Source organism: Nitrospira sp. Nam74 (genome assembly GCF_965152615.1).
Genome location: NZ_OZ224220.1, coordinates 4,360,768 through 4,384,622, shown reverse-complemented (window position 1 = coordinate 4,384,622; position 23,855 = coordinate 4,360,768). Strand labels below are relative to the sequence as shown.

Annotated in this window: 24 protein-coding genes; 16 read left to right on the top strand and 8 right to left on the bottom strand. The window is 54.9% G+C overall.

The genetic code is table 11. The features are described from left to right. Both ACWHYZ_RS20625 and ACWHYZ_RS20620 read right to left on the bottom strand, forming a co-directional pair. The gene (locus tag ACWHYZ_RS20625) at positions 1–1,227 is read right to left on the bottom strand and encodes an efflux RND transporter periplasmic adaptor subunit (RefSeq protein ID WP_447984546.1); all 1,227 of its coding nucleotides are present in this window, start codon (positions 1,225–1,227) and stop codon (positions 1–3) included. Further along, on the bottom strand, positions 1,224–1,880 hold the full coding sequence (locus ACWHYZ_RS20620; RefSeq protein WP_447984545.1) for a TetR/AcrR family transcriptional regulator: 657 nt from the start codon (positions 1,878–1,880) through the stop codon (positions 1,224–1,226). Before ACWHYZ_RS20620 ends, ACWHYZ_RS20625 begins: the two co-directional genes overlap by 4 nt. A 177-nt stretch (positions 1,881–2,057) precedes the next feature. Here ACWHYZ_RS20620 and ACWHYZ_RS20615 point away from each other — a divergent pair, with 177 nt between their 5' ends. Then, positions 2,058–2,357, top strand: coding sequence for a hypothetical protein (locus ACWHYZ_RS20615; RefSeq protein ID WP_447984544.1), 300 nt, complete (start codon positions 2,058–2,060; stop codon positions 2,355–2,357). 62 nt (positions 2,358–2,419) lie between these two features. Here ACWHYZ_RS20615 and ACWHYZ_RS20610 read toward each other — a convergent pair whose 3' ends face one another. Both ACWHYZ_RS20610 and ACWHYZ_RS20605 read right to left on the bottom strand, forming a co-directional pair. Next, on the bottom strand, positions 2,420–4,099 hold the full coding sequence (locus tag ACWHYZ_RS20610) for an isocitrate lyase/phosphoenolpyruvate mutase family protein (protein WP_447984543.1): 1,680 nt from the start codon (positions 4,097–4,099) through the stop codon (positions 2,420–2,422). 141 nt (positions 4,100–4,240) lie between these two features. Beyond that, positions 4,241–4,726 (bottom strand): hypothetical protein, encoded by a 486-nt coding sequence (locus ACWHYZ_RS20605; RefSeq protein ID WP_447984542.1) that lies wholly within the window; start codon positions 4,724–4,726, stop codon positions 4,241–4,243. Between the two features lie 320 nt (positions 4,727–5,046). On the opposite strand from ACWHYZ_RS20605, the gene ACWHYZ_RS20600 reads away from it, so the two are divergent. The 13 genes from ACWHYZ_RS20600 to ACWHYZ_RS20540 all read left to right on the top strand — a co-directional run bounded on the left by ACWHYZ_RS20600 (position 5,047) and on the right by ACWHYZ_RS20540 (position 16,552). Beyond that, positions 5,047–5,544 carry a thiamine pyrophosphate-binding protein gene (locus ACWHYZ_RS20600; RefSeq protein WP_447984541.1) on the top strand — a complete coding sequence of 166 codons (498 nt, stop codon included), beginning with the start codon at positions 5,047–5,049 and terminating at the stop codon, positions 5,542–5,544. Then, a complete protein-coding gene (locus tag ACWHYZ_RS20595) occupies positions 5,541–6,119 on the top strand; it encodes a thiamine pyrophosphate-dependent enzyme (RefSeq protein WP_447984540.1) in 579 nt (192 codons plus the stop codon). The genes ACWHYZ_RS20600 and ACWHYZ_RS20595 overlap by 4 nt, the downstream gene beginning before the upstream one ends. A gap of 58 nt (positions 6,120–6,177) precedes the next feature. Continuing rightward, positions 6,178–7,272 carry a pyridoxal-phosphate-dependent aminotransferase family protein gene (locus ACWHYZ_RS20590; protein ID WP_447984539.1) on the top strand — a complete coding sequence of 365 codons (1,095 nt, stop codon included), beginning with the start codon at positions 6,178–6,180 and terminating at the stop codon, positions 7,270–7,272. Continuing rightward, the gene (locus ACWHYZ_RS20585) at positions 7,269–7,991 is read left to right on the top strand and encodes a phosphocholine cytidylyltransferase family protein (protein WP_447984538.1); all 723 of its coding nucleotides are present in this window, start codon (positions 7,269–7,271) and stop codon (positions 7,989–7,991) included. The genes ACWHYZ_RS20590 and ACWHYZ_RS20585 overlap by 4 nt, the downstream gene beginning before the upstream one ends. After that, positions 7,991–9,355 (top strand): CDP-alcohol phosphatidyltransferase family protein, encoded by a 1,365-nt coding sequence (locus ACWHYZ_RS20580; protein WP_447984537.1) that lies wholly within the window; start codon positions 7,991–7,993, stop codon positions 9,353–9,355. Before ACWHYZ_RS20585 ends, ACWHYZ_RS20580 begins: the two co-directional genes overlap by 1 nt. After that, positions 9,348–10,385 carry a flippase-like domain-containing protein gene (locus ACWHYZ_RS20575; protein ID WP_447984536.1) on the top strand — a complete coding sequence of 346 codons (1,038 nt, stop codon included), beginning with the start codon at positions 9,348–9,350 and terminating at the stop codon, positions 10,383–10,385. Before ACWHYZ_RS20580 ends, ACWHYZ_RS20575 begins: the two co-directional genes overlap by 8 nt. Next, positions 10,382–11,164 carry an alpha/beta hydrolase gene (locus ACWHYZ_RS20570; RefSeq protein ID WP_447984535.1) on the top strand — a complete coding sequence of 261 codons (783 nt, stop codon included), beginning with the start codon at positions 10,382–10,384 and terminating at the stop codon, positions 11,162–11,164. The genes ACWHYZ_RS20575 and ACWHYZ_RS20570 overlap by 4 nt, the downstream gene beginning before the upstream one ends. Positions 11,165–11,263: 99 nt before the next feature. Further along, the gene (locus ACWHYZ_RS20565; RefSeq protein WP_447984534.1) at positions 11,264–11,782 is read left to right on the top strand and encodes a DUF3015 domain-containing protein; all 519 of its coding nucleotides are present in this window, start codon (positions 11,264–11,266) and stop codon (positions 11,780–11,782) included. A gap of 103 nt (positions 11,783–11,885) precedes the next feature. Next, positions 11,886–13,742 (top strand): Lnb N-terminal periplasmic domain-containing protein, encoded by a 1,857-nt coding sequence (locus ACWHYZ_RS20560; RefSeq protein WP_447984533.1) that lies wholly within the window; start codon positions 11,886–11,888, stop codon positions 13,740–13,742. 88 nt (positions 13,743–13,830) lie between these two features. Continuing rightward, positions 13,831–14,145 carry a TRL-like family protein gene (locus ACWHYZ_RS20555; protein ID WP_447984532.1) on the top strand — a complete coding sequence of 105 codons (315 nt, stop codon included), beginning with the start codon at positions 13,831–13,833 and terminating at the stop codon, positions 14,143–14,145. A gap of 465 nt (positions 14,146–14,610) precedes the next feature. Then, positions 14,611–15,489 carry a formylglycine-generating enzyme family protein gene (locus ACWHYZ_RS20550; RefSeq protein ID WP_447984531.1) on the top strand — a complete coding sequence of 293 codons (879 nt, stop codon included), beginning with the start codon at positions 14,611–14,613 and terminating at the stop codon, positions 15,487–15,489. A 146-nt stretch (positions 15,490–15,635) separates the two neighbouring features. Beyond that, positions 15,636–16,055: a redoxin domain-containing protein gene (locus tag ACWHYZ_RS20545; protein WP_447984530.1), complete on the top strand. Its 420-nt coding sequence runs from the start codon at positions 15,636–15,638 to the stop codon at positions 16,053–16,055. Further along, positions 16,043–16,552, top strand: a complete 510-nt coding sequence (locus ACWHYZ_RS20540; protein ID WP_447984529.1) for a hypothetical protein — start codon at positions 16,043–16,045, stop codon at positions 16,550–16,552. The genes ACWHYZ_RS20545 and ACWHYZ_RS20540 overlap by 13 nt, the downstream gene beginning before the upstream one ends. A 50-nt stretch (positions 16,553–16,602) precedes the next feature. Here ACWHYZ_RS20540 and ACWHYZ_RS20535 read toward each other — a convergent pair whose 3' ends face one another. The 3 genes from ACWHYZ_RS20535 to bioF all read right to left on the bottom strand — a co-directional run bounded on the left by ACWHYZ_RS20535 (position 16,603) and on the right by bioF (position 20,110). After that, positions 16,603–17,748, bottom strand: coding sequence for a PilT/PilU family type 4a pilus ATPase (locus ACWHYZ_RS20535; RefSeq protein ID WP_447987624.1), 1,146 nt, complete (start codon positions 17,746–17,748; stop codon positions 16,603–16,605). Positions 17,749–17,809: 61 nt separating this feature from the next. Beyond that, positions 17,810–18,868: a type IV pilus twitching motility protein PilT gene (locus ACWHYZ_RS20530; protein ID WP_447987623.1), complete on the bottom strand. Its 1,059-nt coding sequence runs from the start codon at positions 18,866–18,868 to the stop codon at positions 17,810–17,812. Between the two features lie 78 nt (positions 18,869–18,946). Further along, a complete protein-coding gene (bioF, locus tag ACWHYZ_RS20525; RefSeq protein WP_447984528.1) occupies positions 18,947–20,110 on the bottom strand; it encodes an 8-amino-7-oxononanoate synthase in 1,164 nt (387 codons plus the stop codon). 124 nt (positions 20,111–20,234) lie between these two features. On the opposite strand from bioF, the gene ACWHYZ_RS20520 reads away from it, so the two are divergent. Then, on the top strand, positions 20,235–21,011 hold the full coding sequence (locus ACWHYZ_RS20520; protein ID WP_447984527.1) for a tetratricopeptide repeat protein: 777 nt from the start codon (positions 20,235–20,237) through the stop codon (positions 21,009–21,011). Positions 21,012–21,043: 32 nt separating this feature from the next. On the opposite strand, the gene ACWHYZ_RS20515 is transcribed toward ACWHYZ_RS20520, so the two are convergent. Then, positions 21,044–22,396, bottom strand: coding sequence for a transglycosylase SLT domain-containing protein (locus ACWHYZ_RS20515; RefSeq protein ID WP_447984526.1), 1,353 nt, complete (start codon positions 22,394–22,396; stop codon positions 21,044–21,046). A gap of 287 nt (positions 22,397–22,683) precedes the next feature. Between ACWHYZ_RS20515 and ACWHYZ_RS20510 the strand changes: the two genes are divergently transcribed. Further along, positions 22,684–23,823 carry a pyridoxal-phosphate-dependent aminotransferase family protein gene (locus ACWHYZ_RS20510; protein WP_447984525.1) on the top strand — a complete coding sequence of 380 codons (1,140 nt, stop codon included), beginning with the start codon at positions 22,684–22,686 and terminating at the stop codon, positions 23,821–23,823. Positions 23,824–23,855 lie beyond the last annotated feature (32 nt).

Below are 23,855 nucleotides of genomic sequence, written 5' to 3'. Positions count from 1 at the left end.
CTAGGCCTTCGGGAGTGGGGGAGACGGAGAGGGCTCAGGCGGGGTGGCCGGGCCGGCATCGAGCGGGCGGGGCTCGACCGGTGTCCCGCTGCTGACCAGGTCTTTGCCGGAGACGATCACCTGCTCATCGCCTGTCAGGCCTTTCGTGATCTCAATTCGGTTTCCCACGCGCTCGCCAACCTCCACGGGGATTTGAAGGGCTTTGCCGTCTTTCACGACATACACGTACTGCAAGTCGTCCAGGCGAGTGAGCGCATCCGCCGGAATCTGCACCGCGTCTTCATGCTTTCCCACCATCAGCTCGACGCGGGCGAACATCCCACCCTTGAGGAGGTGGCTCTGATTCGGAAGATCGACCTCGACCGTCATCGTGCGCGTCTGCCGGTTGAGCGCCTGCACCACTCGTGTGACGGTGCCCTCGAAAACTCGGTGCGGATACGCCTCAGCCCGAACCTCGGCCTTCTGCCCAATTGTCACCAGAGGCACATCTTTCTCCACCACTTCAATAAGCGTGCGTACCGTGTCGATCTCATGCAGATTGAGAATGCCGCGTGACATCGTTGAGGTGCTGCCCGTCGATCCACTGACAAAAGCGCCGGCGTCAAGATTGCGCTCCGCGATATAGCCTGCAAACGGGGCCCGTATGTACGAGTATGTGAGATTAGTTTCCGCCTGCTGCAGGGCGACCTCCATTTGCTTGACCTGGGCACGCAATGATTCGAGTTGTGCCAATGCCATGTCATGCGTGATCTGCGCATTGTCCAGATCCTGTTGCGAGACGAATTGAGCTTTGATCAGTGCTTCCATGCGAGTCAGCTGCAGCAAGGCATTGCGAACATTCGCCTCCTGACGAAGCACGTCTGCCCGCGCCGCCACCAAATTGGCTTTCGCGCGGTTGACGGCGTGCACATAATCGGTGTGATCGACTTCGACCAACAGCTGATTCGCCTTCACCAGATCCCCTTTATCGACGTGAAGTTTCGCGATGTAGCCGTCGACCCTTGAAAAAATGTTGACCTGCTGAAACGGCTGGATGTCGGCGGTGTACGACAGCTTGATGTCCAGGTCCTGCCGAATCGGCATGGCCGTCCCGACGGTAGTCAGCCTCGGCTTGCGGTTGTCTGTCTTGGCCCCGCTGCTCGTTAGGCGAAATGCGACAAGCCCCATTATCACGAGGACCACAACGAGCAGCACAGTGACGGCGGGATGCTGCCGAATACGATTCATGTCGAAGCCCGAGCCTTTCGTGGTGGTTTTGGCGTCGTCGTCAATCCGTGTAAAAACAATCGGACATAGGCCGGTACGGCATCTTCCGGAGAACAATGTGTTGGGACACGAAAAATTTCGTGCAACAAACGATGATGCACCACCATGCCCATGAACCCTCGCGCTGCCAGGAGCGGGTCAACCCGCTTAAACGCCCCCTCACGAATGCGCCGGGTAATATAGCCCGAAAGATAATCGTAAAACATCCGGTGCTGGTTCTGAAAAAACATGTCGGACAGTTCATGCCCTTCCAGTGCGCTAAATAAGAGCAAACGCATCAACATAGGGTCGCTGCCTCTGTGAATGCGGTAGCTCGCAATGAGCGTGAAGACCCGGACATCATCGCGTTTCTTCGCCGCATCTTCGACGACCTCAAGCAGGTCGGAAATCGGCGCTTTCTCCGCGAGAATTGCCGCATAGAGCGCGTGCTTGGTGGGGAAATACTTGAACAGTAAGGCTTCGCTGATTCCCGCCGTCTTGGCAATTTCGCGCGTCGTCGTGCCCTTGAAACCGTTCACAGCAAACAGCGATGCCGCTGCGGCAATAATGCTGGCCTGACGTTCCGTCCGGGAAAACCGTACGAAGTCCTGGTCCTTTGGTTTTTTCATCATCATGCAGTGAGTGAGTAATTACTCACAAGACTGTACCATAAGATGGACGGTATGAAAAAGGCTCTCGGTAATGGTTGATCAGGTAACCGGCGACACTAAAAGTCCGAGATGCCGGAGCACTGTCCTAGCTTTATCGAGAGATGGTATGAATAGAATGTATAGCCAGTAAAGACAAGTGAGGTGGCTGTGTCATTTCAAGACTTCGTCGGGTGGGGAGCGTCAGCGGTATTGGTGTTGACGATTGTTACGCAGGTCTATCGACAATGGCAGCAGGGCTCAAGCAAAGGCGTCTCGAAATGGCTGTTCATCGGCCAAATGGGGGCGTCCGGAGGGTTTCTCCTCTACAGTTGGTTGATACATGATCTGGTCTTTCTCTTTACGAATGCGTTGATGGTGGTGAGTGCGGCGGTCGGACTTGGGATTGTGCTCTGGCATCGCACGAAACATCCTGACGAGGAAGAGGCACGTGAGATAAAGTAAGGAATACACTCAATGAGTGTGCGGAAGACGGAGGAGAGGGCGGAGTTACCGCCACACCTGACTTAGCCTCTGATCTTTGCCCACGCCTGCTGGTACTCTTCGAAGGAATCAACTTCCATCCATCCTTTGAAGGTCGGGACACAATTGATGGAATGGCCGTGATCAATCAGTTCCTGAATCAGATCGGTGAAGGTCGCCTTCGTTAGGCTGCCGGATTCGTGGAATCCTTTCGTCTGAGACGTCTTCTGGGCCTTACGGTAGGCCTGCTTGAAGGCTTCGATCCCGCGTTCCGAGAACATCGCCAGACCAATGAACTCCCCATGGGCGTGTTCATGCTGCACATGCTGGCCAATCTTGACGATGCGATTCTGTTCCTCCGGAGCAATGTAGCGGAACGGATGGCTTTTCCCGGGAGAGTCTTGCAATGATACGAGATCGGGCCTGATATGAGGAGCCGTGTTTCCATGTTGCTTCTGATCGAACCAGGCGAGATCGACCACCAGACTAATATCTGCCGGACTCTTCAACAATTTTTCAAGCACGGCCGTCTCAAAAATGATGTCTCCATACAGGATGAGACATCGGCCGTTCATTTCATTTTCGGCACAGAACAGTGAGAACAGTTCGCCGGTTTCCTCGTACCGATCGTTGTCGTAGTACCGGATATTCGGAAGCGTAATGGCTTCCTTCTTATAGCCGCGAACCAATGCGACGTCTTTGATGTTGCATTCATTCAGCGTGGCGATCTGACGCTCGAGAATAGTCTTCCCTTTGATGTCGAGCAAGCACTTTGGTTTGTCCTCGATGAGCGGGAGCAACTGTTGTTCAAATCCAGCCGCGGCGATAATCGCGGTGATTTTCTCACCGCCTACCGGCAGGAAGCGCCGCTCATCTTCTTCCATTTCGGGGACCCCGACGATGTCGTAGACTTCCTTCAACTTCACAATGCGGTCATTGACTGAACCGGGGCGGGTATCTTTCTTAATCACGTCCAGCGCATCGCGCATCGCCCGAATGCTGGCCCGAACCATTTGATTGGCGTAGATGACGATTTTAAATCCGGCGTCCTCAAGCTCAGCCGTCGTGACCCCATCAAAGATCGTGGGGACCACGACCAACGGGACACGGCCGGACCAAGCTTTTGCGACCGTTTTCAGTTCGTCGAACGTCGGCGATTTGGAATGAATCAAGACCGCATCGGCGCCGGCCTCGGCATACGCCTCCGCCCGCTTCAGGGCTTCCTCTTGTCCCCATCCGGCGATGAGCGCCTCGGTTCGTGCGATGACGACGAAGTCCGGGATCGTTTGAGCGGCCTTGGCCGCCCGGATCTTTCCGCAATGTTCTTCGATCGGAATCAATTCCCGGCGGACACCGGCGTAAAAGCTGCACCGCTTCGGATAGACATTGTCTTCAATAGAAATAGCGGCGACGCCCGCGCGTTCCTGTTCATTGACCGTGCGCATTACGTTCAGGGCGTTCCCATAGCCGGTATCGACGTCCGCAATGATCGGGATACTAATGGCCTCGGCCATATTTCGTTCCACTTCCAGTTGTTCACTGGAGGTGATGAAGCTGGCATCCGGGATGCACTTCAACGATGCGGAAATGGCAAAGCCGCTGGCCCAGATGGCATCGAATCCGGCTAACTGGATCAGCTTGGCGCTCAGCGCATCGTGGGCGCCCACGGCTTTAATGATGCCGGGGCGTTGAAGCAGGGCACGGAGTCTTGTGGCGTTATGCATGGGGCGTCATAATGCGAAACCGGATGACTGATTGTCAATGAAAAGTTAGAGGCTGGGCGGGCTAGCGTCTAAAAAAACCGTCTGTGGCGGTGGGACATCATTCTCTTAATTGAAGCGCAGATTGCATCAAAACGGCCCCTGCTAATACGCGTTGTCGGCAATATTATCATTAAATCGGGGTGACAGCACTCGGCTGTCGAAGAAGACAAATCCACGGTCACCTTGCGCTTCATAGGTGACGTTGATCTCGGTGTCCGTCCCGCGCCAATTGAATTGCTGATTCAAACCCCGCACCATCTGTCCTGGCGTGCGGTCGAGTTGACCGTAGAGCGATTGGAGATACGCCAGCACTTGAGTATGCGTGTCCTTGCCATGGTAGCGGACGGTCACGCGCGCGAACTTGTCGCCGATCGCGATGTACCGCATAAAGTCGACCGTCGCTTGCCCCAACGGCATCGGCCCCTCTTTTCGGTCGTAGCCTTTGATCTCCTCGGACCCGTTATCAACCAGTTTCAAGTCTTCACGTTCCGCAAGTGAAGAGCCCCAGGCAAGACCGTCGAAGCCTTTGGGGTCGTTATGGATCAGACTGCCGGCGCGCAGGGGTGTCGAACTGATCAGCACAAGCATGCAGGCGATCATGAATGTCAGTCGATGTGCCGACATCATCCTACTCGATTCAGAAAAAGGAGCACGCGCTGCGAGAAAGATTCATGCAGGTCCTATGAGAAAACAGTAACACGATCTCGAAAGCGGGGCAACTACGCGACCGGCGGTCCAGCGGTCCAGCGCTCACATGCACCGGGGCTAATTCCTGCGCATGGCGGACGGCATGCACGAAGGCGGCCGGTTCTTGTGAATCCCCTGCCTCGTCGTTATAATGCGAATCCGTTTTCCCGGCTGCCCGGGTCACAACAGCGCTCCGTAACAGTTGAGTGTGAGTAAGATCTATGATTGACAGCGACGATTTCGTTCAAGCGTTGCAGGACATCGGGTTTAATTTTTTTACCGGTGTTCCTGATTCGATCCTAGGCGGCATCATCGCCACCCTCATGGAGCGCCGAATCTACACGCCGGCCGTCCGCGAGGACGAGGCGGTTGCCATGGCCGCCGGGGCCTTTATGGCGGGCAGGATTCCGGCGGTGTTGATGCAAAACTCGGGTTTGGGCACGTCCCTGAATGCCTTGATCTCGCTCAACGTCATCTATCGGCAGCCATGTCTCTTGCTTATTTCATGGCGAGGCTTTCAAGGCAAAGACGCTCCCGAACACCTCGTCATGGGAGAAAGTATGACCCAGATTCTGGATGCGGCGAGAATCCCACATCGAACTCTGTCTGAACAGAGTCTTATTGAGGACCTGAAGTGGACGGCCCAAACCTTCATGAAACAACGGCTGCCCGTGGCCTTGCTGTTGAAGAAGGGTGTCGTGAAAGGCCTGCACCCATGAGACCGGAAGAAGGCACCATTCAGAGCCGCGCACGGGCAATGGCGGCCGTGTTGGAGTTGCTGACCGATCAACCTGTAATTGTCTGCAACGGCTTTGCATCCCGCGAGGCATTTAAAATTGCCGATCGTCCGACACATTTTTATATGATCGGTTCGATGGGCGTGGCGCCGGCGATCGGGCTCGGTGTCGCGCTTGCCAAACCGGAGAAAAAAGTCGTGATCCTGGACGGCGATGGCAATGTGCTGATGGGTATGGGGACATTAGCGACGGTAGGGGCATTGAGGCCGAAGAATTTTATCCATGTGGTCTTTGATAATGAAGTCTATGGCAGCACGGGAAACCAGCCGACTATTTCTCGACTGGTCAGGCTGGAACACATGGCCAAGGCAGCCGGCTATGTCAATGTGGAACGTGTGATCGAGCGCGAAGACTTGGTGTACGAGTTTAAAGAGATGTTGAAGAAAGACGGCCCGAGTTTTCTGCTCGTGAAAGTGACCGAGCAGGCGGAAGACGTTGATCGCGTCATGTTGGAACCACCCGAGATGACGGAGCGATTCATGAAAGCCTTAGAATAAAAGTGAAATTGAGCGAAGCTGAGGGCTGAGCTATTACTTCGAAGCCAGGAACTCAACCATGATCTTGTTAAACCCCGGGCCGGTGAATGTCTCCGAGCGGGTGCGCAAGGCGCTCTTGCGTCCGGATATCTGCCATCGCGAATCCGAGTTCTCAGAATTGTTGACGGGAATTCGCGAAAAGTTGTTGAAGGCGTTTGTGCCGGGCGCCGAGTCGGAATATACCGCAATTGTGCTTACCGGTTCAGGGACCGCTGCGGTGGAAGCGGCGTTGCTGTCGTCCGTGCCGCAGGGCAAGCGCTCGTTAACGATTACCAATGGTATCTATGGGGACCGCATGTCCTCGATGTACGGCGTGCATCGCCTCGGCATCCCGGACTTGAAATGGGATTGGATCACAAGGCCTGATCCCGAAACACTGCGTTTGGCGTTGCGGCAGCATCCCGAAGTTCATGTCGTCGGCATGGTTCACCATGAAACAACGACCGGGCTCATCAATCCCGTGAAAGAGATTGCCGAAGTGGTCGACAGCCAAAATCGTGTCTTTATTCTTGATTCGGTGAGTGGGCTGGGGGGAGAGACGTTGGACATCGCCGGGTCGAAGATCTATATGGTCGCCGGGACGGCGGGCAAATGCATTCAGGGTTTTCCAGGCGTGTCATTTGTGCTGGTACGCAAAGGATTTATGGAGCGCATGAGGAGCTATCCCAAACGCTCATGGTATCTTCATCTCCCGCTCTATTATGAGCAACAGGAGAAGGCGACGATTCCTTTTACGCCGGCAGTGCAGGTGTATTACGCCTTCGACGAAGCGCTCAATGAATTGTTGGAAGAAGGCGTGGTCAATCGTATTGCTCGATACAAAAAAGCGGCCACCATGATTCGCCACACGATGACCAGGCTCAATGTAAAGCCTGTGCTTCCACCGGAGCATCAGTCCAATACGATTACCTCGTATTATCTGCCGGCCGGCCTCTCCTATCAGCTCTTGCACGATCGGCTCAAGGAGCGCGGCTATGTCATCTATGCCGGGCAGGGGCAACTCGAGCCCAAAATCTTCCGTATCGCGAACATGGGCGCGTTGTCGCAAGAGAACCTCGAAGGGTTTCTCAGCGCTTTCCAGAACATGCTGGAAAGCGCGCCGGTTCATTCATGAAAGCAATCATTCTCGCCGCCGGTGTCGGCAAACGGCTGTGGCCGGTCACACAACATCGCCCCAAATGTTTGATCGAGGTCGGTGGGCGGTCTCTGCTGGTCCGCTATTTTGAAGCGTTGGCGGGGGTTGGCGTGCAACAAGCCGTCATCGTCGTCGGCTATAAGCAGGACATGATCCGCGCCGTGGCGGGAGACGGCCTCAGCGGGGTGGATGTGCGGTATCTGGTGAGCGAGGACTATCAGCGGGGAAGCATCACGTCGCTATGGCGCGCGCGAGAAGAAATACGCGGCGATGTGCTCATCATGGACGCCGACGTGCTGTTTCATCGGCATATTCTGAAGCGGCTCATTGCCTCTACGTCTCCAACCGCACTCTTGCTCGACGATACTGTGACCCAACAGACCGAAGAATGTATGGCGATCGTGCGTGGCGGCCGCGTCGTCGCGCTGTCCAAACGGATGCCGGACCGTTACGACCTGGCAGGAGAAGGCGTCGGTTTTTTGAAGGTCCGAGCCGCCGAATGCCCCATGCTTATCGCGTCGCTCGAAACGCATATCATGCGGGGCGATCTCGATATGGAATATGAGGACGCCCTCCGTGAGTTCTTCGAGCACGTGCGGGTCGGGTATGAACCGATCGGCGGTTTGCCGTGGACGGAAATCGACTTTCAGGAAGACATTCTCCGCGCCGAACGGGATATCATTCCCAAATTAGACTGATGGCCATTCCCACTTCCAATCCGCCGTCTTCGGGCAAATCAGCAGCGGACGTCCATACGCTCGACACGGCGATTCTGCTGCCGACTTCGAGCATAGCGAGCGACCAGCAATCACTCCCGCTCAACATCGATCACATAGGACCGCACACACCCGTCGGTGGTCTTCCGTTGTTTCTCCGCACCGTGCTTACGCTGCAGCGAGCCGGGGTGACCAATCTCGTAATCTTGGCCGGCGCCGAAGAAGAATCGCTTAAGCGTCTGCTGATGCAGGATTCTCGCATCATCGCTGTTCTACGATGGATGCCCACGCGTGAATTCCCAGTGGACGATCCACGAACCTGGGAAGCGCTAGATCAGGATGTTGTAGGCGCGTACATGGTCATCGGGGCGCAAGCGGTCTTCTCTCAAGGACTCATCGATCAGTTCAGACGACAGGTCAAGGCCGAGGGAGCACAGTCTGTGCTGGTGCCGTCGTGTCAGGGGAAGCAGCCACGTGTAGAAGCGGCCGAGATGATGGTGGTTCCGGCCAGCATGTTAGGTGGAGCGGCATGGCGATCGAAGCCCGCCCGACGTGGCGCGCCGCTCCAGCTTATCAAGGCCCATGCCGCGGCGGAGGGACGATTGAAAATCGTTCCAATCAATTTAGAAGCATCTCAGTGGTGTCAGACTGTCCGCTCATCCGAGGCCGTGAGGGAAGCAGAACGACGCCTCTTGCAATCTCCCAAGGGGCCTTACGACGGCCTTATCGATACGTACTTTAACCGCAAAGTGGCGAAAGGGCTCACGCAGGTCTTCGTGAAGGCACGATGGTCTCCCAATGCCATTACCGTTCTCTCGCTCTTCGTGGGCTTTCTTGCCGCTGGATTTTTTGCTCAAGGCACCTATCGCGCCGGAGTCGTCGGCGCGCTTTTGTTTCAGCTGTCGGCCATCATCGATTGCTGCGATGGCGATGTGGCTCGGCTGACATTCCGGGAATCGCGATTTGGACAACAATTAGACTTGATCGGAGACAATGTCGTCCACATGGCGATTTTTGGCGCGCTCGGCTGGGCCGGATATGTGAACGGGGGGGGGGGGCTGCTCCTTGCCGTGGGCCTACTCGCCATGGCGGGCAATGGCCTTTCACTCTGGTTCGTTACACGGATGAAAGTGAAGGACACACAACAAGCCTCGGCCAACCGTGTGCAAGCCGCCCGTTCGGAGTTCATGGTCAAGAATATGGTGAGTCGCGATTTTTCGATCATAGTGCTCCTTTTCGCGCTTCTGAATCTCCTGAGTGCCTTCCTGTGGCTCGCGGCTATCGGGTCCAACGTCTTCTGGATGATGACGGCGTGGGTCACGCGTTCGCCTTCCATTCGTGCTTAGGCTGATCCTCCTTGCCCTCGGCCTGCTGACCTTCAGCGGGCTCATCTGGCATATCGGCCCGGCTCGCATTGTCGAGGCGGCGATGAGCCTCGGGCCCATCGCCGTCCTTGTCATCTTGCTCCCCTCTCTTTTGATGTACGTGATTGAAGCGTATGGGTGGCGTCTGACCTTGGGCCCACATGCTCGCCGATTGTCTTTTTGGCGCCTCTTTGCTATCCGCACAGCGGGGGAAGTGGTGAACATGACCACGCCGACGGCCTATGTCGGAGGGGAGCCGCTGAAAGCCTATCTGCTGAAACGATACGGTGTGCCGATTGTCGATGCCATGGCTTCAGTCGTCACGGCCAAAACCACCATGACTCTGGCTGAAGTCGTGTTTATCCTCGTGGGCATTGCTCTCTCGTTTTGGACGATGGGTCCGGCGAAGAATCCGTCGGGGCAGTTTGCCGGGTCTTCGACGCCCGTCGGCGCGGCGATCGTCACCGTCACGCTGCTCATGCTCGGGACGCTTTTATTGCTGACGATGCAGCGTCGGGGGCTGTTCATCGGACTCTTAAGTCTGCTTCGGCGATGCCGGATTCGAATATCGTATCTGGAGTCGCGTCAAGAGAAGCTGAAGGCATTGGATGAGGCGATCAACGATTTTTATGCGCGAGATCGACGCGCCTTCGTCTCGTCCGTCGGTATGTTTATCCTGGGATGGCTGACCGAAGCGTTGGAAGTCTATGCCATCCTCTATGTTATCGGGCCACCGGCTGACGTGCTGACCTCGATTTCTATTGCGGCCCTCGCCGTCGTGATTAAGGGCGGCGCGTTCTTTATCCCAGGCAGCATAGGCGCGCAGGAAGGCGGGTATCTCTTGCTCTTGATGGCACATGGATATTCCGACGTTGCCGGAATCACCTTCGCCATCCTTCGACGGGTCCGCGAACTGATGTGGATTGTCCTTGGTTTGATATGCCTCGCAGCGCTCGGCGGCTTTCGTGGGCCGATACCGGTCGCCGACGGTCAGAGCGATAAGGTCCCATGAGATCGTCAGCTCGCCCGGCAAATTTCCTCGATCGCATGTTTGTCTTTCATCCGGATCCGTGGATCGAGCGGGATTGGGCTCGCATAAGCCGGGTACCGCTGGAGGATATCTGGTTTACCTCGGAAGACGGGACGCGTCTCTTCGGATGGTACGTTGCCTCACCCCGGTCATCTGCAATCATGCTCTGGTGCCACGGCAATGCCGGGAACATGATTCATCGGCTTGAAAATTTGAAGGCGCTCTACGAGACCGGTCTCTCGGTGTTTCTCTTCGACTATCGAGGCTATGGTCGCAGTGAGGGAATACCCACCGAAGAAGGCCTGTATCAGGATGCGCGCGCCGCCTACCAGTACCTGACCGCCATCCGTCATATCAATCCAACCCGGATCGTCGTATTTGGCCGCTCTCTCGGTGCAGCGGTTGCGGGCAATTTAGCCGGTGAACGAAAGATCGCCGGACTCATCCTGGAATCGGCCTTTCCCTCGGTGTCTGCGATGGCGAAACAGCAGTTCAGCGGGCTGCCGGCGCACTGGCTGCTTGCCTCGCGCTTTCCGCTCATCGAACGGCTGAAGTCGATCCATGTACCCATTCTGATGATTCATGGCGACCAAGATACCATCGTACCGTTCCCTTTAGGGGAGCAGGTTTTTCAGGCTGCGCCGGAGCCGAAGTCGCTGTATGTCGTCAGGGGCGCGGACCACAATAATCTTCCCATTGTGGGCGGGACGCCGTACTTCACGCAGTTGAGACAATTTATGGAGACGGTTACGAAGGGATGATGGGCGCCATGCCGATGAATAGGCGACACCTATCATATGCTATACTCCACGCCAATTTTGCAGCGGTGCCGATGCAATTCACTCAATAGGAGAACGAAGATGACGAAGCGATTTGCGGTTCTGCAGTTTATGATTATCCTTACCTGCTCTCAGGCTGTTATGGCATTCGCAGGCATTGCTGACACAGGTCCGGGGTGTGGGTTAGGAAAGGTTGCGTGGCAGGATTACAAACATCCCAAGAATATTCTTCCTCAACTGCTCATGTCGACAACCAATAATACCATTCTTCCGTGGCAGGCCTTCGGTATCACCACAGGCACGTTAGGGTGTACGAATGACGGCGTCGTTATGGCGGAGGAAAAGACGAATGTCTTTGCTGCCATTACTCTCGAGAATCTGGCACAGGAGATGGCGCAGGGCCGCGGCGAGCATCTTGCGTCATTGGCTACGCTCATGGGAATTCCCCCCGAGCATCAGGCTGAATTCTTTACGCTGACCCAGGAGAAGTATACGTCCTTGATGCAGTCCGGGGAGACGACGGCGGTGGCCATGTTAAAGGCGCTGCATGAGGTGGTGGAAGGCCATCCTGTCCTCGCCAAAGTATCGATGAACCGCTAACGATCCGGAGGCTCCAGGATGCTGGAGCCTCTTTTCTTCCGCGTTCACCTTGCTTCCATACACCATCATCACGGTCGTTCTGCTGTGGTTCGCGTCCACTGCAATGGCAGCTGAGAGCGCTGACTCAGCCTACCTCCGTGAATTGGTTCGACAAGCCGCAGAGGCCCGCTTGGCCGAAGAACGGACATGGCAGGTACTGTTGCACTATCGAAAAAACCTCTTTGGGGGGTATGCCAGCGAAGCCGATGACCCGGGATTTTTTCTGTCTCCTGACGGCAAGACGGATCCGCAAGCAGAACTCAATGCGACACTAGCCAAATTCTTTTCGTCCGAGTTGGTCGGCCGCTCTCGCCAGCCTGCGCAATGCGCCTTCATCGCGCGCTACACCTGGTTAAAGGACATGCTCGCGATCGACGACGGCCGCCTTCCCCCGCTTCCTTGTGAGCGTTTTCATAACTGGTATCACGAGCTCAATCCACAATCCATTACGCTGGTATTCCCGTCCGCATATATGAACAATCCTTCTTCCATGTTCGGCCACACCCTCCTTCGCATCGATCAAAAAGGCCAGACTGAGCAGACCCGGATTCTCGCCTATACGATCAACTATGCCGCCGATGTTCCACGCGATGAAGGGGTGTCATTTGCGGTGAAGGGTATCTTCGGCGGGTATAAAGGATACTTCTCAACGGTGCCTTATTATTTGAAGGTAAGGGAATACCGAGACATTGAAAATCGTGACATCTGGGAATATCGGTTGAATCTCACGGATGACCAAGTCCGCCGTATGCTGATGCATGCCTGGGAGCTGGGGAACGCCTACTTCGACTATTTTTTCTTCAAGGAAAACTGCTCCTACCATCTCCTGTCCTTGCTTGAAGTTGCCAACCCGGATTGGCATCTGACCGATGAATTTGTTGTTTGGACCGTTCCAGTTGATACTATCCGCTTGCTGACGAGGCAACCCGGTCTCGTCGGAGAGATTGTGTACCGCCCGGCCCGGAGCACACAAATCAAGCAGAAGCGAGAACATCTCTCTAAAGAAGAGCAGCGCCGTCTGCAATCGATTGCAAAGGATGTGCACGCGATCAAATCCGAAAAATTCACTGAGCTTGCTCCACAACGGCAGGCGTTCGTCCTGGATCTGGCGTCTGATTATTTGCGTTATCGCAGTGTGCGGGACGAGGAGCGGGCGCCTGAATACAAGGAACGGAATCGGGCGGTGCTGAATGCACGCAGTCAATTGCGTGAGAAACCCGACGACGTTCAGGTTCTTCCCACGACCGATCCGCCGGACCAAGGCCATAAGACGTCTCGAGCCGGGGCTGGATTTGGCTGGAGAAATAACGAGCTATTCGAGGAGATCAATTTGCGGGCCGGTTACCATGACCTGCTTGATCCTGAGAAAGGATATCAGCCCGACGCCCAAATCGAACTGTTGGGCGCTTCACTCAGACATTATGAGCGCAGCGATCAGGTCCGTCTCGAACGATTCACCTTGGCCAACATCCTGTCATTGTCCCCGATGGACTCGCTGTTCAAGGCGCCGTCGTGGAAGGTCAACATCGGCACGCAGAGTGTCCGGCACAACAGTTGTGCATATTGCACGACCGGACTTTTCAATGCCGGCATTGGCGCCGCGGTTGAGTCACGTGTGATCGGGCGCGAAGTGTTCTTTGCGTTTGCCGAAGTCGAATCGGCTTACGGCCATGCTTATGAACAGAATTATAGGGTAGGAGCTGGAGGAACAGTCGGATTGACGGCGGCAGTCACTGAGCGATGGAAAATGCTGCTATCGACCACATATCTCAAATTTCCACTTGGTGAGAAATCGGACGATTGGCGAGTTTCCTTTGGACAGCGGTACACGGTACAACGAAATCTTGCGCTTCGGATGGAGTTTAATCATCGCGATCATCATGATAATGAAGCCTTGTTGCTCGTCCACATGTACTTTTAGCTATGAAATATCGTTGACAGGTTTCTACAGGACCTTTATATTCCCCGTCATCCGTAGGTTCTCTTAACCAACCACCAGGAGGAAAATAATGAATAAATTCGCCTTAGTGCTGACTGGAGTGGGCTTCTTAGGGCTAACGGCCTGTCAGCCGGTCGCATCGCCATTGATGGGCGTGTTTTACAATGAAACAAAATTTGGTTACATGGCGACGACTGATACGAATACGTCAAAAGAAGGCAAAGCATGCGCCACGAGCATTATGGGATTAGTCGCCACCGGTGATGCGAGCATCGCGGCCGCCAAAGCGAATGGCGGAGTCACGGAAGTGTCACACGTTGATCATTCCGCGAAGAGCACGCTAGGCATCATCGCGGAGTTCTGTACGATCGTCAAAGGCAAATAAACTACTGCTGATGTTTCCGGAAAAGGCCTTGGGGTATCACCCAAGGCTTTTTTTGGGGCAAACTGTTTAAAGAGCCCTTAGCCCGCCTGTGATTCCGACGAATTCATTGCGCCGCAGCCGTATTGTCTATCGCGTAAGAGTCCTGACCATGTCGATAGGGATGGCCAAGGGCGAAGCCGTGTAGGTATCAATGCGTCCGTTCCAGAACCTGGCCCACCAAGTGTGGGCTCGCCAATATTTGCAGACCATCGGGGAGGACCAACATCTCCTCCATACGGGAGGACCGCCACTTCCATCACGGTTCTCATGGGTAAGAACGTCGAACCGAGGATAGCATCTCTAGCCCATCGATAAGCAACGTCGTCATAGGTCGTGTTCGTTAGCCATTGGCTCTTGGTTCCTTCCGGCATACGGGGTAGAATCTACAGCGTGCTGGTGCTAGACCCTTGACACGAGGAGGCGCGGATGCGAGGGATGCGGAAGGTCGGAAGTCGAATGGGGCTCGTATTTTTGTCCGCCGTGTTCTTGTTAGGAGCCGCTGAACCGAGTACCAATCCAAACGGAGTCGAACCGGATAGTGTGATGGGCAAAGATGGTGCGCCGATGATCCTCATTCCTGAAGGGCCGTTCACAATGGGAACCGACGACGTCGGTCCGGGATGGCACCAAGGCAATCCCAATGAACATCCGGAGCATACTGTCACATTGAAGGGCTACTATATCGATCAGTTTGAAGTGACGATCGCCCGTTATGCGAAATTCCTGGAGGCCACGAAATATAGTACGCCGCCATCGTGGGATGATGACGCGGTGATGTCTGCGGGAGATCGGCCGGTTGTCGGCGTCGATTGGCAAGACGCGAAGGCCTACTGCACATGGGCGGGGGAGCGCTTGCCAACCGAGGCGGAATGGGAAAAGGGGGCGAGGGGGACGGATAAGCGTCGATTTCCCTGGGGCGACATGCAACCGTTTGTCGACATCGCTAATTACAATCGAGGTTTGTGGGTGAGCTATCCTATTACCTTGGCGCCGGTCACGAGCGGGGCCGAGGGCATGAGCATTCGGCATGGACTCAAGAATGGTGGGAAGAGTCCCTATGGTTTGTACCACATGGCGGGCAATGCCGCCGAATGGGTGGCGGATTGGTATGATCGGGAATATTATGCCAAGGCGCCGAAAGAGAATCCGACCGGGCCGGCCGAAGGAGAAAAAAAGGTGCTTCGGGGCGGGTCATGGGGTGACCCTCCGAGAAGCATCCGAGTAACCGCCCGGTTCTCGGCCGACCCTGAATTTCGTGATACCAGCATCGGATTTCGGTGTGCCATGGATGCGCCGGCAAAATAGTACAACATGACTGAAGGTGGGTCGTGGCACGGCAAGCCAGGAAAATATGACGGGGCGTACTTGCGAATCGGCGACGCTGGGATGAACGGACGAACGTATGCGTTACAAGACTTTGCCGATAAATTGGTTTTCCCTGTGATGGTTTCATGCAATCATGTCTATATGTCCAGGCGTATGAAGATCGCCTAGTCACGCTGCAACGAGATTATACCGATACAGGCGTGCAACTTGTCGCCATTAATTCTAATGACGACGTTGCGTATGCTGAAGACAGCCAACAGAAGATGCCCGCCCGTGCTCAAGTCAAAGGCTTTAGCTTTCCTCATCTTCGCGATGCATCGCAGCATGTTGCCGACGCGTACGGCGCTACACAAACCCCGCAGTTCTGTGTGTTCGACCGCACTTGCCGCCTAGCTTACGCAGGAAAAATTGATGACAAGTGGCAGAATCCTCACGCAGTAAGCCGCCACTTTCTGCGAGGAACGTTTGATGCGCTTCTACAGGGCGAGGCCTCGGCTGTCGCAAACGACCCATGGATCGGTTGTACGATTAAATGGGCGCACTAAAACTGCCGGTCAAGCGGAGCGGACGCAGGCTGACCGAACGAGCATGGACCATGCTGTTGGGCACACTGGTCCTCGCCGTCACCGCCGCCTCATTTTTGTGGCATAATGCGGCAATTTTCCCCTTGGCCTCTGCTCCTCCTCAACCCCAGCTCGTTCGGGCTATGGTTCCGCTGGTCACCGGTGAAGAACCGATCGCAGAACTGTTTACACGAGCCGGCTGTGTGGTGTGCCATATGATCCCGGGCATCCCGGGTGCAGAAGGCCGCGTGGGACCCAAATTGATTCTTGGTGAAAATGGGCCGAAGCGGCTTTCTGATCCTAACTATCATGGGGAAGCAAACACCACCCACGACTACATTTACGAATCGATCTTGTCGCCCGGGACATATATCACGCCGGGATATCCCGACAACGTCATGCCGCGATGGTACGGCCAGAAACTCAGCGCAGCGGCCCTCGATAAGATCGCCGGATATTTGGAGTCGCTTTCGGAGTGACGACGATCATTGGCGCTGCCGTCGTGGAAGTCGAAAGGACGTGGTGAGGACTAGGGGCGAGAGCCGCCTTTGATCTGAAGAGAAGACCCTTTGACACCAGCCGCTTTGTCAGGCCCCGCCTCATCTTCGTCTGTCTTGAGCCCCGCGAGCTTGATTTTCAGGCGCAAGTTATTGGTGCTATCGGCATTGATCAGGGCCTGCTCCAAGCTCACCTTACCGGCCTTATACAGTTCGAAGAGCACCATATCGAACGTTTGCGATCCTTCCTGGACGCCCTGCTCCATCGCCTCTTTCAGCAAGTCGACTTGACCCTTTTTGATCAAATCCTTCGCGCGTGGCGTATCCATCAGGACTTCACAGGCCGCCACTCGCTTGCCATCTAAAGACGGAATGAGGCGTTGTGAAATAATCGCGCGAAGGTTTAACGAAAGCTGCAAGTAGATTTGCTGATGTCGCTGGGGCGGGAAGAAATTCATGATGCGTTCAATCGCCTGATTGGCGTTATTGGCGTGGAGGGTACTCAGGCAAAGGTGCCCTGTCTCCGCGAATGTAATGGCGGCCTCCATCGTATCTTTGTCCCGGATTTCGCCGATGAGAACGACGTCCGGCGCTTGCCGTAGCGTGTTTTTGAGCGCCGTTTCATATGAGTGGGTATCAAATCCAACCTCTCGCTGACTAATCACGGATTTCTTATGCCGGTGGACAAATTCGATTGGGTCTTCGACCGTGATGATATGGCCGGGCAGACGGTCGTTGCGATAATCAATCATGGCCGCCAGCGATGTCGATTTGCCAGAGCCGGTTGCACCGACGAACAGGGCCAGCCCGCGCTTTGTAACGGCAATGTCTTTCAAGATTGCAGGAAGGCCAAGCTTTTCAATGGGGACGATCTCGACTTTGATTTGCCGAATCACGATTCCGACATTGCCGCGTTGCCGAAAGATATTGACGCGAAAGCGGCCGAGATCGGGATAGTACAAGGCCAGATTCATCTCCATCGTCTCTTCAAATTCCTTCCGCTGCCGGTCGCGCATAATAGTCAGCGCCAGGGCTTCAAGATTCTCATTCGTCAAAGGCTCATCGCCAACCGGTTGTACCGCGCCTTGGACGCGGTAATGAGGGGGAAGATCAACAGTCAAATAGATGTCGGAGGCATCTTTGTCGACCATAATTTTCAACAGCTGACGAATATCCAACGCCATCATTCCTCCAAACGCAATGCAGGTGGAGCCGGCCGTGGACTGAACGAGCGACGTGTTAGGCGATGCCCATAGCGGTGCCGGCAAAGAGGTTGGGGTTCATGCTGCGAGACTGTGCCTCGGCCTTCGTAATGACGCCTCGCGACGTCAGGTCGAGCAGCGCCATGTCCATGGTTTGCATGCCGTCCTTTTGACTGGCCTGCATGATGCCGGGGATCTGGTGGAGTTTTGCCTCGCGGATAAGGTTTCGCACCGCCGTGGTGGCCGTCATAATTTCCAGCGCGGCCACACGACCGCCGGTCTTTTTCTTCACCAAGGTTTGCGTCATGACGCCTTCGATCGATTCAGAAAATTGGGCACGGATTTGCGCCTGTTGGTTCGGAGGAAACACGTCGATCACCCGGTCGACGGTCTTGTAGGCACTGGAGGTATGTAAAGTTCCAAAAACTAAATGACCCGTCTCGGCGGCGGTCAATGCCAGCTGTATCGTCTCTAGGTCCCGCATCTCGCCGACCAAAATAATATCGGGGTCTTCACGCAGCGCCGATTTCAGGGCATTGGCAAAGGAATGAGTATGGGACCCCAGCTCACGCTGGTTGATCAGACATTTTTTGGATCTGTGGACGAACTCGATGGGGTCTTCGATGGTCAGAATGTGGCCTTCATAGGTTTCGTTGAGATAGTTGATCATGGCTGCGAGTGTCGTCGATTTTCCGGAACCGGTCGGACCGGTGACAAGGATCAATCCTTTCTCCTTGTCACATAGCTGCCGAACGATCGGCGGCATGTTCAGCTGTTCAAGGGGAAGAATTTTCGTCGGAATAGTCCGGAAGACGGCGCCTTCTCCACGCCGCTGCATGAAGACGTTGACCCGAAAGCGGGCGATATCCCCCATCTCGAACGAGAAGTCGCACTCATGATGTTCTTCAAAGGCGCGACGTTGAGCGTCGTTCATCATGTCATAGACCATCGCATGGACTTCTTGCTTGCTGAGCGCCGGATGGTCAAGTTTTTTAATTTCTCCATTAAGCCGCAACATAGGTGGTTCGCCGGCGCTTAAATGGCAGTCCGACGCGCCTTGCTGCACGCCGAAACCCAGTAATTGAGCGATGTCCATCATTCCTCCTGTCGGCAGACGTATCCTTAAGAATTAGGCCATAGGCTTCTGTAAGTATAACGCGCCTTTCGGTTCTGTCTACGCGAGCAGGCCTAATTCCTCGCCGGCTGTCGCGAATGCGCTGAGGACCTCGTCGAGCTGGCAGCGGGTGTGTTCGGACGTGACGGTAGCTCGAATACGACAGGTGTCTTTAGGGACGGTTGGCGGACGAATGGCAGGCGCATAGACGCCGAGTTCGAGGAGACGCGTTGCAAAAGCCTCGGCCTTTTCAGCGTTCCCAATCACGACGGGGATGATCGGACTGATGGTCTGCGTGAGGTGAAATCCCAATGTCCGAAGCCTTTCGACGAAATATCGTTGGTTCTCCCACAGCCGAGCCAGTCGTTGAGGCTCGGACTGAAGAACTCGGATGGCGACTGCCGCTGCGGCCGCCGTTGCAGGCGGCGGAGCGGTAGAGAACATCATGGACCTGGCGCGGTTCACGAGATAATGCGTGAGACCCTCCGGGCCGACGATGTACGCACCGCTGGTGCCGAACGCTTTACTGAGCGTGCCCATGTGAAAGGGAATCCGTGATTCTAGGCCATAATGCTCAATTGTGCCGCGCCCTCCGCAGCCCATCACGCCGGTACCATGCGCGTCGTCCACCAGCAACTGCGCGCCATATCGTGCCGCCAGATCCGCCATCTCGGCGAGCGGAGCGGCATCGCCGTCCATGCTAAAGATTCCTTCGGTCACGATGAGCGTCTTACGGCGGGAGGAACGTCTGCTCAGCAAGTCATGGAGCTGCCTCATATCACCATGCCGAAAGACACGAAATTCTGCCCCGCTCAAACGGCTTCCATCAATGAGACTGGCATGAGAAAGTCGATCGGCAAAAATGAGTCCGGTGGAATCAATCAAGGCTGGAATCAGCCCGACATTTGCTGAATATCCGGAGGAAAACACGAGTGCGGATTCTGTATGCTTGAAGTCCGCTAGTGTGCATTCGAGTTCTCTGTGCGGAGGTAATGTGCCGGAAATAAGCCGCGACGCGCCTGATCCGACTCCGAACCGTTCGGTTGCCTCGATCGCCGCTTGTTTCAGTGCAGGATGGGTGGCTAATCCGAGATAATCGTTTGAGGCCATGAGGATGACAGTCCTACCGTCAATCACGACAGTCGGGCCGGGCGCGGAGTCGATCGCGCGTAGATGGCGAAGCAGGTGTTGCTCCTCTAAGGCACGCAGTTTGTCATCAAACATGGTGTATTCCGTTGCTTGGTCGGATGAGTGTGGTACGCTATACTGCGGCCAAAAGAAGAGTCAATCTTGGAAGATTGCGCTCGTTTGACAACCGATCAGGCAACCTTGTATAAGGCGTCCCACTATGACATATCGCATCAAAATGCCGACAAGAAGCATTCCCACTGATGAAGCCCATCTCTTGAGTGGACTCGAACGAGTCGGACTCACCCTGCAACAACGCAGCCGACAGATCTTCATTGTGTCGGGCGTGCTGGTGATTGCTATCGTGATCGTCGGCGTGGTGGTGTGGTTGGATCATCGAAACGCACAGCAGGCTGTGGAATTGGAACAGCAGGCGACCCGATTGTATCTGGATCGGCCGGTTGATAAGCCTCAGCAAGCTGACCAAAACCTCAAGCACGCCATTACCCTCTACCGGCAGCTCCTGGATCAATATCCACGAAGTTCGAGCGCTCCGTTAGCCCTCTTTCAGTTAGGAAATGCATTGGTACAAGCGAATGATATAACCGGGGCGATCGAGGCCTATCAGAAATATGTCGCCCTGTATAACGAGAATAAGCCGCTCCTTGGGATGGTCCTTCAGCGGCTTGGCTATGCTCATTTGATAAAAGGCGACCGGGAAGCCGCGACGAAAGTCTTTGTCGCTGCATTGGATATGCCCGGGACGCTGAATAAAGACCAAGTATTATACGAATTAGGGAAAATAGAAGAAGCCCAATCTCGTCCCGAAGGCGCCTTGGCTCGCTATCAAGATTTGACAAAGACCTACCCTAACTCTCCTTTTGCAGGCGAGGCCACCGTCCGAGCGAAAGCGTTAGAAATGAAAACATCGACGTCCGCCCCTACCGGAACGACCGGCACGGCACCTCAGGCTCCATCGACTGAACCTAAAAAATAGATACAGAAGGTACGGTGAAGACTGTCTGGGGGTTAATGACCTGAACCGATGGTGAGGAGATCGCCTGGCTTGATGCCACGTGCCGTCACACTATTACGAGCCTTGAGTTGGGCCACGGAGAGATTGAAGCGCTTGGCAATCGTCCAAAGCGAGTCGCCACCCTGCACTCGATATGTCCCGCTTGATTCGCTTCGATTCTTCCCTTTTTTGACCAGGAGGGGAGTGGGTTTCCATGTTGGAAGCTTATCCATTACTTGGACAACGGCGCCTCGGCTTCCGACCGGCACCTTCAGGTGGTAGTTCTGGTCGTCCGGGGGGGTTACATCCCGCCGTAGCTCTGGATTCAGGCGGCTTAACTCAGTAAACGAAATGCCGGCCGCGACGGCCAAATTTTGAAGGTGAATGGATCGATGAACAATCACTTCTTCAAATTGATGAGGAGCCGGTGGTTCCTGAATAAACCCGTATTGGTCGGGATTCTTAGCGATAATGGTCGCAGCCATAAATCTGGGGACATACTCTTTTGTTTCTCGACGGATATGTTTCGTTTGAGCGATTTCCCAAAAGCTGTCAGCTCGGCTTTTTTGTAGAGCGCGCATGACCTTGCCTTCTCCGGCATTGTACGCTGCCATTGCGAGTGGCCATGCCCCGAACATGTCATACAAATCACGCAGATAACGAGCCGCTGCGATTGTGGATTTGATGGGATCCCGCCGTTCATCCACATACTGATCGACACGCAGCCCATAAAGGATTGCGGTCCCTTTCATGAACTGCCAGGGTCCCGTGGCCCGGGCACGCGAATAGGCATGAGGGTTGAAACCGCTTTCCACAAGAGATAAGTAGACCAGGTCACTGGGGAGGTTGAACTCAGAGAAGATGTTTTCGACAATCGGCTTATAGTGGCCTAATCGAATGAGCCACTGCTCGAATCGATTGCGAATCGCAATATGAAAAAAACGTATGTGACTTTCGACTTTATCATTGCGAACAATGGGGAGATTAAGAATGGATCCCTCCGTCATGATGGAATCCAGCTCTGTCTGAATAGAAAGGTTTTCCCCGTCGGCTTTAAACGTGTCTGCAAATCGCCATGGCAAGAGGAATGGGGGTTGTAACGTCAGTGCTCCTTCCAAGCCTAGACCCGATTTGACTTCTAAGGAGGGGGAGCCGCTTTCTAAGTCTGCACCGTCTTGAACGGCTTCTGCAGACGTTGTTTCGCTCGACTCATCGTCCGCCAATAGCTCTGTCGTGAATGACCAGTCCTCCGTCGATAGCCGTCCTGCTTCGGCTAACGAGCAGTTCCCAATAACAACCACGCCGGCCAGAAGGGGCGTCGTGATCAGGAGTGTATACGGAAGCCAACCTTTAGCGTCAAAGAACACAATACAGCTCCTACCTTCAATGAACGACCTACCTACGGTTAATAGCCCGTAGGGTAGCGGCGCACCCACCTATTGTCAAGGAACTGTCGGGCTTATTGCATGTCAGCTTCCCACCGACTTGTGGACCGAACGACAGAAAAACTCTCAATTGATTGTTGCAACCTGCTGAAATTATGAACTTCTAAGCCCTTGTGTGCCTTGACAGTGCATGGGCCGTATGGTAGCGTAACGCCTTTCTTCAACCCAGGAATAGCCTGGTTGATTGTCATGGCAAGGAGAGAACGACGATGCTGAAGCGTTATCTGTTGGCCCCAGGACCGACCCCTGTCCCGCCTGAAGTCTTACTGGCGATGGCTAGGCCGATCATTCATCACCGAGCACCTGAATTTGCCCAAATTTTTGGTGAGGTCCGCGAGGATTTGAAGTGGCTTTTTCAAACGACCAATGACGTTCTCATCTTGGCATCCTCCGGCACCGGTGGAATGGAAGGGTCTGTCTCAAACTTCCTTTCTCCGGGCGACAAAGCCCTCGTTGTCAATGGCGGAAAGTTTGGTGAGCGATGGGGAAAGCTGTGCAAAACCTTCGGCGTTCAGGTCGTTGAAATCAAAGTCGAGTGGGGACATGCCGTGAATCCCCAGGCTGTTGCGGACGCCTTGAAAAAGGATCCTTCCATCAAGGCAGTGTTTGTTCAAGCCAGCGAAACGTCGACCGGTGTCGCGCATCCGACTAAAGCGCTGGCTGAAATTGTGAAGCCATATGAGGGGACGATCCTCGTCGTGGATGCGATTACCGCACTGGGTGTGTTCGATATTCAGACGGATGCGTGGGGCGTCGATGTCGTCATCACGGGGTCGCAAAAGGCGCTGATGCTCCCTCCAGGGCTTGCCTTTGTCAGCGTCAGCGAGAAAGCCTGGCAGATGGCGGAAAAGGCAAAGAATGCGGCCTTCTACTTTAATCTAAAGAAGGAACGAGAGTCGCAGGTCAAAAATCAAACCGCGTATACTCCGGCCGTGTCGATGATTCTAGGTTTGCAGGAAGTCTTGAAAATGCTGAAAGCCGAAGGCTTGGAGAATGTATTTCTCAGGCAGGGACGACTGGCCAACGCCATGCGCGAAGGAGTGAAGGCCGCCGGGCTGTCTCTTTTTCCAAAAGAATCCCCTAGTGACGCCTTGACGGCCATCTGTTCGCCGGACGGCGTAGATGGCCAAGCGATTTATAAAAACCTTCGTGTGCAGTATGGCATGACCGCAGCCGGGGGTCAGGACCATCTGAAGGGAAAGATCTTTCGCCTGTCGCACATGGGCTACATGGACAGCTTCGATGTCATCACGGCGCTGGCCGCCGTCGAAATGGTGCTGAAGGGGTTGGGGCATTCGGTGAAATTGGGCAGCGGGGTCGCCAAGGCGCAAGAACTTCTCCTGGCGTAAGGACGTCGGCAAAAACCTTCTCTTTCAATTGA